At 70.7% G+C, this 11,217-nt stretch carries 9 protein-coding genes and 1 pseudogene; 6 read left to right on the top strand and 4 right to left on the bottom strand.

Annotated elements, in window-relative coordinates:
• Nucleotides 1-62 precede the first annotated feature (62 nt).
• The 3 genes from ABZ070_RS07515 to pdhA are packed head-to-tail and all read right to left on the bottom strand — an operon-like array spanning nucleotide 63 to nucleotide 3,651.
• Nucleotides 63-1,502 (bottom strand): dihydrolipoamide acetyltransferase family protein, encoded by a 1,440-nt coding sequence (locus ABZ070_RS07515; protein ID WP_356630973.1) that lies wholly within the window; start codon nucleotides 1,500-1,502, stop codon nucleotides 63-65.
• Between the two features lie 14 nt (nucleotides 1,503-1,516).
• Nucleotides 1,517-2,497, bottom strand: coding sequence for an alpha-ketoacid dehydrogenase subunit beta (locus ABZ070_RS07520; protein ID WP_356630975.1), 981 nt, complete (start codon nucleotides 2,495-2,497; stop codon nucleotides 1,517-1,519).
• Between the two features lie 2 nt (nucleotides 2,498-2,499).
• Complete coding sequence (gene pdhA / locus ABZ070_RS07525) at nucleotides 2,500-3,651, bottom strand: pyruvate dehydrogenase (acetyl-transferring) E1 component subunit alpha (protein ID WP_356630977.1); 1,152 nt, start codon at nucleotides 3,649-3,651, stop codon at nucleotides 2,500-2,502.
• A 327-nt stretch (nucleotides 3,652-3,978) separates the two neighbouring features.
• On the opposite strand from pdhA, the gene ABZ070_RS07530 reads away from it, so the two are divergent.
• The 3 genes from ABZ070_RS07530 to ABZ070_RS07540 all read left to right on the top strand — a co-directional run bounded on the left by ABZ070_RS07530 (nucleotide 3,979) and on the right by ABZ070_RS07540 (nucleotide 6,241).
• Nucleotides 3,979-4,647: a response regulator transcription factor gene (locus tag ABZ070_RS07530; protein ID WP_356630979.1), complete on the top strand. Its 669-nt coding sequence runs from the start codon at nucleotides 3,979-3,981 to the stop codon at nucleotides 4,645-4,647.
• 135 nt (nucleotides 4,648-4,782) lie between these two features.
• Nucleotides 4,783-5,199, top strand: a complete 417-nt coding sequence (locus ABZ070_RS07535; RefSeq protein ID WP_356630981.1) for a pyridoxamine 5'-phosphate oxidase family protein — start codon at nucleotides 4,783-4,785, stop codon at nucleotides 5,197-5,199.
• A 34-nt stretch (nucleotides 5,200-5,233) separates the two neighbouring features.
• Nucleotides 5,234-6,241 carry a phosphotransferase gene (locus tag ABZ070_RS07540; protein WP_356630983.1) on the top strand — a complete coding sequence of 336 codons (1,008 nt, stop codon included), beginning with the start codon at nucleotides 5,234-5,236 and terminating at the stop codon, nucleotides 6,239-6,241.
• Between the two features lie 30 nt (nucleotides 6,242-6,271).
• Here ABZ070_RS07540 and ABZ070_RS07545 read toward each other — a convergent pair whose 3' ends face one another.
• Nucleotides 6,272-7,822 carry a protein kinase gene (locus ABZ070_RS07545; protein ID WP_356630985.1) on the bottom strand — a complete coding sequence of 517 codons (1,551 nt, stop codon included), beginning with the start codon at nucleotides 7,820-7,822 and terminating at the stop codon, nucleotides 6,272-6,274.
• A 367-nt stretch (nucleotides 7,823-8,189) separates the two neighbouring features.
• On the opposite strand from ABZ070_RS07545, the gene ABZ070_RS07550 reads away from it, so the two are divergent.
• The 3 genes and pseudogenes from ABZ070_RS07550 to ABZ070_RS07560 all read left to right on the top strand — a co-directional run.
• On the top strand, nucleotides 8,190-9,803 hold the full coding sequence (locus ABZ070_RS07550) for a protein kinase (RefSeq protein ID WP_356630987.1): 1,614 nt from the start codon (nucleotides 8,190-8,192) through the stop codon (nucleotides 9,801-9,803).
• Nucleotides 9,804-9,986: 183 nt separating this feature from the next.
• Nucleotides 9,987-10,535 carry a hypothetical protein gene (locus ABZ070_RS07555; protein ID WP_356631056.1) on the top strand — a complete coding sequence of 183 codons (549 nt, stop codon included), beginning with the start codon at nucleotides 9,987-9,989 and terminating at the stop codon, nucleotides 10,533-10,535.
• Nucleotides 10,536-10,618: 83 nt separating this feature from the next.
• Nucleotides 10,619-11,053: pseudogene (locus ABZ070_RS07560) on the top strand (PadR family transcriptional regulator); the annotation flags it as partial.
• Nucleotides 11,054-11,217 lie beyond the last annotated feature (164 nt).

Raw genomic sequence — 11,217 nt, forward strand, 5'->3', positions numbered from 1 at the left:
GGGGGCCGTCTCGTGGGCGCTCAGGCGCTGGCCCGGCCGGGCGTTTCACGTGGAACCAGGCATCAGGCCCAGGTCATGAGCCGCTTCGGGTTCTCCAGGATCGCCGCGACGTCCGCGAGGACCTTGGAGCCGAGCTCGCCGTCGACCAGGCGGTGATCGAAGGAGAGCGCCAGCGTGGTGACCTGCCGGGGCTTGACCTTGCCCTTGTGGACCCAGGGCTGGAGCTTGATCGCGCCGACCGCGAGGATCGCCGACTCGCCGGGGTTGAGGATCGGCGTGCCGGTGTCCACGCCGAAGACGCCGACATTGGTGATGGTCACCGTGCCGCCCTGCATCGCCGCCGGGGTGGTCTTGCCCTCCCTGGCCGTCGCGACCAGCTCGCCGAGGGATTCGGCCAGCTGCGGAAGGGTCTTGTCGTGCGCATCCTTGATGTTCGGGACGATCAGACCGCGCGGCGTGGCTGCCGCGATGCCCAGGTTGACGTAGTGCTTCTGAACGATCTCCTGGCCGGCCTCGTCCCAGGAGGCGTTGATCTCCGGGTTCCGCTTGATCGCGACCAGCAGGGCCTTGGCGATCAGCAGCAGCGGGTTGACCCGCAGCCCCGCCATGTCCTTGTCGGCCTTGAGCTCGTCCACGAGCTTCATCGTCCGCGTCACGTCGATCGTCACGAACTCCGTGACGTGCGGCGCGGTGAAGGCGCTGCCGACCATGGCGGCGGCGGTGGCCTTCCGTACGCCCTTGACGGGGACACGGGTCTCGCGGGCGCCGGTCGCGAGCGGTGCGGAGACCTGCTCCGGCGCGGCGGCGGGCTGGGGCACGACGGGGGCGGCGGGGGCGGCGGCCGGCGCCGGGGCGGCTGCCGCGTGGACGTCCTCGCGGGTGATGACGCCGTCGGGGCCGGTCGGGGTGACCGTCGCCAGGTCGATGCCGAGGTCCTTGGCGAGCTTGCGCACCGGCGGCTTGGCGAGCGGACGCGGCGCCGTCGGCGCGCCGTGGCCGTTCATCTCCGCCTGGATGGCGGAGGTCACCGGGGTCTGCTCGAGGGCACCGGTCTGCTTGCGCGGCCGGCGCTTGGTCGACGACTCGGCGACGCCGTAGCCGACGAGCACGGGCTGACGGCCCTGCGGCTTGGCCTCCTCGGCCTCGGTGGCGGTCTCGGTGGCGGCCTCCGCGACGGGGGACGCCTCGGTCTGCGCGGCCGGGACCGCGGCGGCCGCTGCCGGGGCTGCCTCACCGCTGCCGGGTGCCACGTCGACCGTGATGATCGACGTGCCGACGTCGACGGTGGTGCCTTCGGCGAAGCGCAGCTCGTGCACCACGCCGTCGTACGGGATCGGCAGCTCGACGGCCGCCTTGGCCGTCTCGACCTCGCACACGACCTGGCCGTCGGTGACGGTGTCGCCGGGCTGGACATACCACTTGAGGATCTCGGCCTCGGTGAGCCCCTCGCCCACGTCGGGCATCTTGAACTCGCGGAAGCGGAGCGAAGTGTCTTGCGTCATGGTCACGGCACTCCTCAGTACGCGAGCGAGCGGTCGACGGCGTCCAGCACCCGGTCGAGACCCGGGAGGTACTCCTCCTCGAGCCGCGCCGGCGGATAGGGGGCGTGGAAGCCGCCGACCCGCAGGATGGGCGCCTCCAGCTGGTAGAAGCACCGCTCGGTGATGCGAGCGGCGATCTCCGCGCCGGAGCCGTAGAAGACCGGGGCCTCGTGGACGACGACCAGGCGGCCGGTCTTCTCCACGGAGGTCTGGATGGTGTCGAAGTCGATCGGGGACATCGAGCGCAGGTCGAGGACCTCCACCGACTTGCCCTCCTCGGCGGCCGCGGCCGCCGCCTCGAGGCAGACCTTCACCATCGGGCCGTAGGCGGCCAGCGTGATGTCGGAGCCGGAGCGGGCGACGCGTGCGGCGTGCAGCGGCCCGGGGATCGCCTCGGTGTCGACCTCGCTCTTGTCCCAGTAGCGGCGCTTGGGCTCGAAGAAGATCACCGGGTCGTCGCTCTGGATCGCCTGCTGCAGCATCCAGTAGGCGTCCGCGGAGTTCGACGGGGAGACCACCTTGAGGCCCGCGACGTGCGCGAAGAGCGCCTCGGGGGACTCGGAGTGGTGCTCGACCGCACCGATGCCGCCGCCGTAGGGGATGCGCACGACGACCGGCAGCTTGATCTTGCCGAGCGCGCGGGCGTGCATCTTCGCGAGCTGGGTGACGATCTGGTCGTACGCGGGGAAGACGAAGCCGTCGAACTGGATCTCGACGACCGGGCGGTAGCCGCGCAGCGCGAGACCGATCGCGGTGCCGACGATGCCCGACTCCGCGAGCGGGGTGTCGATGACCCTGTCCTCGCCGAAGTCCTTCTGGAGTCCGTCGGTGATCCGGAAGACGCCGCCGAGCTTGCCGACGTCCTCACCCATGATCAGGACCTTGGGGTCGGTCTCGAGGGCCTTGCGCAGCGACTCGTTGAGCGCCTTCGCGAGGGGGAGCTTGGTGACTGCCATGACTAGTTGCCCTCCTCGGCGAACGACGCCTGGTAGGCGGCGAACTGGGCGCGTTCTTCGTCGACGAGCGCGTGCCCGTCCGCGTAGATGTTGTCGAACATCGCCATGTCGTCGGGGTCGGGCATGGCCCGGACCGCCTCGCGCACCCGCTTGGCGAGCACGTCGCTCTCCTCGTCGAGAGAGGTGAAGAAGGCCTCGTCGGCGAGGCCCTCGCGCTCGAGGTACGTACGCAGCCGCAGAATCGGGTCCTTGGCCTCCCAGGCCGCCCGCTCGTCGTCGTGCCGGTACTTGGTGGGGTCGTCCGAGGTGGTGTGCGCACCCATCCGGTACGTGAAGGCCTCGACGAGCGTGGGGCCCTCGCCGCGGCGGGCCCGCTCCAGCGCGGAACGGGTCACGGCGAGGCAGGCGAGGACGTCGTTGCCGTCGACGCGGACACCGGGGAAGCCGAAGCCCTGCGCGCGCTGGTACAGCGGTACGCGGGTCTGGCGCTCGGTGGGCTCGGAGATGGCCCACTGGTTGTTCTGGCAGAAGAACACGACCGGGGCGTTGTAGACCGCGGAGAACGTGAACGACTCGGCGACGTCGCCCTGGCTGGACGCGCCGTCACCGAAGTACGCGATCACGGCCGAGTCGGCGCCGTCCTTGGCCACGCCCATCGCGTAGCCGGTGGCGTGCAGCGTCTGCGAGCCGATGACGATCGTGTACAGGTGGAAGTTGTTCGTGGTCGGGTCCCAGCCGCCGTGGTTCACGCCGCGGAACATGCCCAGCAGATTCGTCGGGTCGACCCCGCGGCACCAGGCGACGCCGTGCTCGCGGTAGGTCGGGAAGACGTAGTCGTCGTCGCGCAGGGCGCGTCCCGAGCCGATCTGTGCGGCCTCCTGGCCCAGCAGCGACGCCCACAGGCCCAGTTCGCCCTGGCGCTGCAGGGCGGTGGCCTCGGCGTCGAAGCGGCGGGTCAGGACCATGTCCCGGTACAGGCCCCGCAGCTCGTCGGCGCTCAGGTCGATGTCGTACTCGGGGTGCTGGACGCGCTCGCCCTCGGGCGTCAGCAGCTGTACGAGCTGAGGCTCGGAATTCTGTGGCTTCTTGGCGGCGCTGGCGCGCTTGCTGACGCGTCGCGGTTTACGCGCGGCAGCAGTGCTCTCCACGGTCACGTGCGTGCTCCTCCGTCGGTCCGGCCCCCGGGGTCCGCCGGAAAGCCAGTGCGGCTCGCCCACGTCCGTGCCCGCGCACGGGGTGTGTGCGACACGGCAGGAAGTCAGGCGTGACAGGTGCCCCGGCGAACGTCCTGTCACAGGCACGTTACCCAGTGGGAAGCATTACTGCGAAACCCCATTTGACCTGCGATTTTGCTTGGATTTCCAAGTAAATCGGGAAACTGGGGAACAACCACTGGTCACAGCCCTGCAGGCCGCCGGAACACGGGCACGTTATCCCGGGCACCCCGGGCACGGGAAGAGTCAATATGTGAGACTGCCCCCGTGCCTGAAAAGGGAAAAATCACTGTATTCCTGCTTGACGACCACGAAGTCGTGCGGCGCGGCGTTCATGAACTACTGGCCGCCGAGGACGACATCGAGGTCGTCGGGGAGGCGGCCACGGCCGCAGATGCCCTGGTCAGGATCGCCGCAGTCGACCCCGATGTCGCAATCCTCGACGTCAGGCTGCCGGACGGGAGCGGCGTCGAGGTGTGCCGTGAGGTCCGTTCGCGGAACGAGAACATCAAGTGCCTGATGCTGACTTCCTTCGCGGACGACGAGGCGCTCTTCGACGCGATCATGGCGGGAGCCTCCGGATACGTGCTGAAGGCGATCCGCGGCAACGAGCTGCTGGCGGCGGTGCGGGACGTCGCGGCGGGCAGGTCGCTGCTCGACCCGGTGGCGACCGCCCGCGTCCTGGAGCGGCTGCGGGAGGGCGGGAAGGCGCCGACCGGTGACGACAGGCTGGCGAAACTCACCGACCAGGAGCGCAGAATTCTGGATCTCATCGGGGAGGGGCTCACCAACCGGGTCATCGGCGAGCGTCTCCATCTCGCCGAGAAGACGATCAAGAACTATGTCTCCAGCCTGCTCGCCAAGCTGGGAATGGAGCGCCGCTCGCAGGCGGCGGCCTACGTGGCCAGAATCCAGGCGGAGCGTCAGCAGAGCTGAATCCGGGCACGTCAGGGCGCAACCCTTCACTCTTTCGGGCTATTAGGCACACGGACGGTTCCGGGACTTTGGTCCCCGCCCGTTCGGGGCAGGCGGCCCTAGTCGGCGGAGCCGGCGGTGCGGAAGGTGGACGTCATGTCCACAGACGAACTGCGCGCCGTCGAACTGCTGGGCCGCATCCCGTACGGCCGTCTGGCCATGAGCATGCGGGCCATGCCCTTCGTGGTGCCGGCGCGGCACATCGTGGTGGACGGCCGCGTCGTGCTCCGTCTGCACGCCGCCTTCGACTACCACCGGGCGTGCTGCGGCAGCGTGGTGGCGTACGGTGCCGACAACCTCAACTCGGGCTCCGCGGCGCTCTGGTCCGTGCAGTTCACGGGGACCGCCGAGACGGTCCGGCCGTCGGCGACGGAGCTGCAGCGCTTCGGGCGACAGCCACACCGCATCGACGGCCAGGAATTCAGGCCGGTCTACCTGTGCATCGAGCCGCACTTCGTCACCGTGCACACCGTGGATCACCTCGAGGAGCATCGGTCACGCCACACTGCGTGACGAGGCGCCACGCCCGGCAACTATCATCTGCAGGGTGTTGCGCTCATCTGTTACCGCTCCACCTCTCGACGCGCTGCTGCGCCGTTACGAGAACCCGGGCGAGCCGCTCTCCTGCAAGCCCGTCACCCAGGGGCTCCTCAACCGCGGCTACCGCCTCGCGACCACGCGCGGGGCCTACTTCCTGAAGCACCACCTCGACGGGGACCACGACGCCATCGCCCGCCAGCACCGCGCCACGCAGCGGCTCCAGGCACTGGGCGTTCCGGTCGCCCCGCCCCTGGAAGACTCCGGCGGCGAGACCGTCGCCGTCATCGGCGGCCGCTGCTACGCCCTGCACCCGTGGATCGACGGCCGGCACCGCAACGGCTCCCAGCTCAGCACGGCCCAGTCGCGGCGGCTCGGCTCCCTCCTGGGCCTCGTCCACACCTGCCTGGCGCAGGTCATGGAACCGCATGCGGCCCGCTCCGCCGAGCACGGGAGCGCCGACCCCGAAAAGACCTTCGCGCTCATCGACGAGCTGCTGGAGAAGGCCCGCTCGAGCCGCCCCCGGGACTCGTTCGACACCCTCGCGGAGCACCGGCTGCTGCAGCGGCGCATTCTCCTGGAGCGGCATGCCGGCCGCAGGCCGCCGCCGGGGCGGGCGGGCGGCTGGGTGCACGGCGACTTCCACCCGCTGAACCTGCTCTACCGGGGTGCCGAGCCCGCCGCCATCGTCGACTGGGACCGGCTCGGTGTACAGCCGCGGGCGGAGGAAGCCGTCCGGGCCGCGGCGATCTTCTTCGTCCTGCCCGCGGGGCAGCTGGAGCTGACGAAGGTGCGGGCGTACGCACGGGCCTACCGCCGCGCCGCCGGCGCCGACGCGGCCGAGCTCCGGGCGGCAGTGCACCGGGTGTGGTGGGAGCGGCTCAACGACTTCTGGATACTGCGCTGGCGCTACCAGCTGGACGACCGAAGGGCCGACCCGCAGTTCCCTGCGGCGTCGGCCCTGGCGGTCTGGTGGACCGAGGAGTACGAAGCGGTGTGCGAGGCGTTCGCGGGGTGAGGCGAGGCGGCTGCCAGGGCAGCCGCCGCGTCACTCGCCGTCGTTGCCTCCCGGGTCGCCACCCCCGCCTTCGGTGGCACCACCGGTCGCGGTCGGCGGGTCCGAGGGCTCGCTCGGCGTGTCCGAGGGTTCGCTCGGCGTGTCCGAGGGCTCGCCCGTCGGACCGGACGGGGTCGGGTCGTCCGTCGGCGTCTGCGGAGTACTCGGCGTGAACGACGGAAGGTCCGACGGCGTCCAGGACGGCTGCTGGTTGCCGCCGGTCGACGTGTCCGGCTCGTCCGTCGGCTCGGTCTCCTCTTCGGTCGACGTCGGGGTCTCCTCGGGCGTCGTGCTCGGCGACTCGGAGACCGTCTTGCCGTCGTTCGGGCTGGTACCGCCCGGGTCGTTGGCCCTGTCGAGCGCGAAGGCGATGCCCGCGGCGACCGCGACCACGGCGAGCGCGGCGAGCAGCCACACCTTGCCCCTGCCGCGCTTGCCGCCGCCGTGGTGGCCGTTGCCGTAACCGCCGTCGTAGCCGCCGTCGTTCGGGTTCATCGGCGGAAGGATCGGGCCCTGCGAGGTCTCGCCGTGCACGGGGTGCATCGTCGAGGTCGGTGCCGTGCCGCCCATCGCGGGGGCGCCGGCGCCCTCGTAGAGCTGGACGGGACCCGTGTTCCAGGTGCCGCTGTGGCTGCCCTGCTGCTGGAGCATCTGCAGCGCGTACTGCACCAGCCCGCGCATCTCCTCCGCGCTCTGGAACCGGTCGTCCGGGTCCTTCGCGAGGGAGCGCATGACCAGCCCGTCGAGCTCCGGCGGAACCACGTCCGAGACCTCGGACGGCGGCACCGGGATGTCCTGGACGTGCTGGTAGACGACGGAGAGCGGGGTCTCGCCGGTGAACGGCGGGCGCAGCGCCAGCAGTTCGTAGAGCAGGCAGCCCGTCGCGTACAGGTCCGAGCGGTGGTCGACGGCCTTGCCCAGGGCCTGCTCCGGGGAGAGGTACTGGGGCGTACCCATGACCATGCCGGTCTGGGTCATCGTCGACTGCGCGCCGTGCAGTGCCCGCGCGATGCCGAAGTCCATCACCTTGACCGCGCCGGAGTTGGTGATGATCACGTTGGCGGGCTTGATGTCGCGGTGCACGATGCCGTGCTGGTGCGAGTAGGCGAGGGCCTCGAGGACGCCCGAGACGATGATCAGGGCCTGCTCGGGCGGCGGTGCCTCCGCGTTGACGAGCAGATCGCGGATCGTGCGTCCCTCGACCAGCTCCATCACGATGTAGGGGACGGTCTGGCTGCCGACGACGTCCTCACCGGAGTCGTAGACGGCGACCACCGCATGGTGGTTGAGGCCGGCCACCGACTGGGCCTCGCGGGTGAAACGGGCCTTGGAGACCGGATCCTCGGCCAGGTCGGCGCGCAGCAGCTTGACGGCGACGGTACGGCCGAGCCGTACGTCCTCCGCCGCGAACACTTCCGCCATGCCGCCGCGTCCGAGACGGTGCGTCAGGCGGTAGCGGCCGTCGCCGACCAGCCCGCCGGCACCGAAGGCGTCCGCCGAATCCGGCACTCCGCTGCCGTCTGCTTCGGGTTCGGGTGCCATCAGTCCTCGCCGTCGTATCTGTCCGCGTGCGTACTGTGCGTGCGGGTCGCCATTTCTCAGGGTGCTGTGCCACGTCACGCTACAGCCTTGGCGCAGCAGGCCGGTTTCGAGAGAGACCGGCAATCAAACCCGCTGGGCCGGGAGCCGTGCAAATTCCATGCTGTTCCTGTAACGCTTACGAGACGCTTGTTGTGCGTACGGTCACGGAACGGGCACCTGGCTTGACGTGTCGGACCCCTGGGGCAGACTTGCCCCGTAATACGGGATCACGGTCCAGGTTTCTCGGTCCTCGAGACACGGATCTCCAAGAACGCGAACCATCGCGGGCCGGGCCGTCGGGCCACCGCGCCAAGGGGGATGCACAGTCATGAGCCAGGACGGCGCTCAGGGCCGCTATGCGGGTGGTTCCGTGGCGGGCGGGCGGTATCAGCTTCGCGATCTGCTCGGCGAAGGCGGCATGGCCTCCGTCTACCTGGCCTACGACTCGGCTCTCGACCGCCAGGTCGCCATCAAGACGCTCCACACGGAGCTGGGGCGCGAGCAGTCCTTCCGCGAGCGGTTCCGGCGCGAGGCCCAGGCCGTCGCCAAGCTGTCCCACACCAACATCGTGTCGGTCTTCGACACCGGCGAGGACGAGCTCGACGGCGCGCTGATGCCGTACATCGTCATGGAGTACGTCGAGGGACAGCCCTTGGGCTCGGTCCTGGCCGCGGACATCCAGCAGTACGGCGCGATGCCCGCCGACAAGGCGCTCAAGGTCACGGCCGACGTGCTCGCCGCGCTGGAGACCAGCCACGAGATGGGTCTGGTGCACCGGGACATCAAGCCCGGCAACGTGATGATGACCAAGCGCGGCGTCGTCAAGGTGATGGACTTCGGCATCGCCCGCGCCATGCAGTCGGGCGTCACGTCGATGACGCAGACCGGCATGGTCGTCGGCACCCCGCAGTACCTCTCGCCCGAGCAGGCGCTGGGGCGCGGCGTGGACGCCCGCTCCGACCTGTACTCGGTCGGCATCATGCTCTTCCAGCTGCTGACCGGACGGCTGCCGTTCGACGCCGACTCGCCGCTGGCGATCGCGTACGCGCACGTGCAGGAGGAGCCGGTCGCGCCGTCCACGATCAACCGCTCCGTCACCCCTGCGATGGACGCACTCGTGGCGCGGGCGCTGAAGAAGAACCCGAACGAGCGCTTCCCGAGCGCGGCGGCCATGCGCGACGAGTGCGCGCGGGTCGCCGGCGCCGGACAGACCGGTGCGCCGGTGATCATCAGTGGTGCGCCGGCGAACAGCGGCGCGGGCGTCGGTTCCGCCGTGTTCCCGCCTCTGGACCAGTCGGCCCCGGCGCCGCAGAGCGGCGTCCAGACGCCGTACCAGCCCGGCCCGTACGGCCCGCCCACCCCCTCGCCGACCCCGGCCCCGGCGCCCCACTACGGCTACCCGACGCCGGCCCCGGCGTACCAGGCCCCGGCTCCGCACGCCTCGACCCCGCCCCCGTACACGATCTCGCCGCAGCAGGCACCCCAATCCGGCGGCAGCGGCGGCAAGCGGAACATGCCGGTGATCGTCGGCGCCATCGCGGTCGCGCTGCTGGCCGTCGGCGGCCTGGTCACGGCTATCGCGATGAACGGGGACGGCGACCCGGGCAAGGAGGCCGGCGGCGACCCGACCGCGAGCGAGTCGCAGAAGGCGGGCTACAAGGGCCCGGAGCGCGAGCGGACGATCGACAAGACGAAGTGCTCGGACGCCCCGGACAGTTACAACGACCCGTCGAAGGTCGACGCGCCGGACTTCGTCAACAAGGACATCCTCTCGGTCAAGGAGTGCGCGCAGGCCGCGGGCTGGAAGATCGACGAGAAGGCGAAGCCGAACTCCATGTGGGGTGAGGGCGTCGTGATCTCGCAGTTCCCGCTTGCCGGCACGGAGGTGGACCCGGACAGCGCCACCTTCACCCTCGAGGTCTCCAACGGCTATCCGGAGTAGTCCGCCCGGAGCGTCTGTCACAGCGCCCTGAGACACAAACGGCCCGGTACACGCCCTGCGTGCCGGGCCGTCGTGGTACCGGGGGCCGGACGGCGTGATGCCCGAGATGCCGGAGACATACCCTCATGTGACGCTGAGTCCGGTATCTCGGTGACGACGACTCGGCACGAGAGGGGTCATACGGTGACTCCAAGGCTGCGCACTCGCTGCGCGTTCACCGTTGCTTCGCTGCTGCTGCTGCCCGCACCACTCGCCCACACCGAGGCGCAGGCGGCGCCGAAGCCGTCCCCGAAGCCCTCGGCCTCCGCCTCGTTCGCCGGAAGACTGGCCGGTGAAGGGCGGCAACGGCCGGGGCGCGTACCGGCCCCCGACAAGAGCGTGAGCTCCTCGGCGACTCCCGGCCGTACGCCCGCCGCTGCGGTCTCCCACGGCGCTTCGAAGTCCGCCGCACCGTTCCCGCCGACTCGGGGCGAGCGCTCTCGTCCAGGAGAGCGCGAGGAGGACGCCCCTCCTGGGGAGGAGGAGGTACCCGAGACGGATCTGCCCGCCAAGGCGTGGGACCGGTGGGCACCGACGCCGGGCCGAAGCGACCCCGCCGCCGCCCGTCACCAGGCGCCTCGGTCCGCTCCGGCCCCGGTCGCCCAGCAGATCTCTCCCCTGTCGCTGGGCGTCGGCATGGCTCTGATGGGGCTCGGAATCGGCTTTCTCGGGGTGCGGCTGCGGCGGCGCTGAGCCGGGCATCCGTCGCGAGATGTACGCGCCGGGTCCTTCCAGGGAAGGTTGCCCTGGCGGACATACTCGGTATACATACTGAGTCTCCCGTGGACCGCAGGAGCCCGCCCCGTGACGAACTGGCCATCAAGCTGGCGATGGCGGTTGGCGCACCCGGCGTGGACATCCGGGCCGTCATCCAGTCGCAGCGCCACCACACGGTGAACGCCATGCAGGACTACACCCGCCTCAAGGCACAGGCGCTCGCCGCCATCGAGAGCGGAGGCTCCCAGGAGCGGGACGACGTGGCCTGGCTGCTCGTGCTGGAGCAGCTGATCTTCCAGACCGAGGCCGAGGCGCGCTGGCTCGACCACTGCGAGGCCCGGCTCATCAGGCTCTCCGCTACGGCCGGGCGGGGAGCCGGCGCCGGCACGGCCGCATCAACTGCCCCGCCGACGGCTCACGCCGTCGCACAGGGGCCGCAGGCGCCCGCGGCCCGCGCCCGCCCCGCACGACCGGACCACGACACCGCGACCTGACCTGGGTGCGGCAGCGCCCCCGCCTCTCGCCCTGCCCCGCCTCTCGTACCGCCCCGGCTGCCACCGAACAGGCAGCGCCCACAGCCGTACCGGCCCCGGCCGACCGGCGACCCACAGACCCGCATCGGCCGGCTACCAGGCCGATCGCTCAACTCTTCGTACAC

Source organism: Streptomyces sp. NPDC006283 (assembly GCF_040613325.1).
Classification (GTDB): domain Bacteria; phylum Actinomycetota; class Actinomycetes; order Streptomycetales; family Streptomycetaceae; genus Streptomyces.

Excerpts from the sequence above, each read along its gene's own strand:
- ABZ070_RS07515 (WP_356630973.1), bottom strand. The coding sequence starts at position 1,502 with ATGACGCAAGACACTTCGCTCCGCTTCCGCGAGTTCAAGATGCCCGAC.
- ABZ070_RS07520 (WP_356630975.1), bottom strand. The coding sequence starts at position 2,497 with ATGGCAGTCACCAAGCTCCCCCTCGCGAAGGCGCTCAACGAGTCGCTG.
- ABZ070_RS07535 (WP_356630981.1), top strand. The coding sequence starts at position 4,783 with ATGTCCACAGACGAACTGCGCGCCGTCGAACTGCTGGGCCGCATCCCG.
- ABZ070_RS07545 (WP_356630985.1), bottom strand. The coding sequence starts at position 7,822 with ATGGCACCCGAACCCGAAGCAGACGGCAGCGGAGTGCCGGATTCGGCG.
- ABZ070_RS07550 (WP_356630987.1), top strand. The coding sequence starts at position 8,190 with ATGAGCCAGGACGGCGCTCAGGGCCGCTATGCGGGTGGTTCCGTGGCG.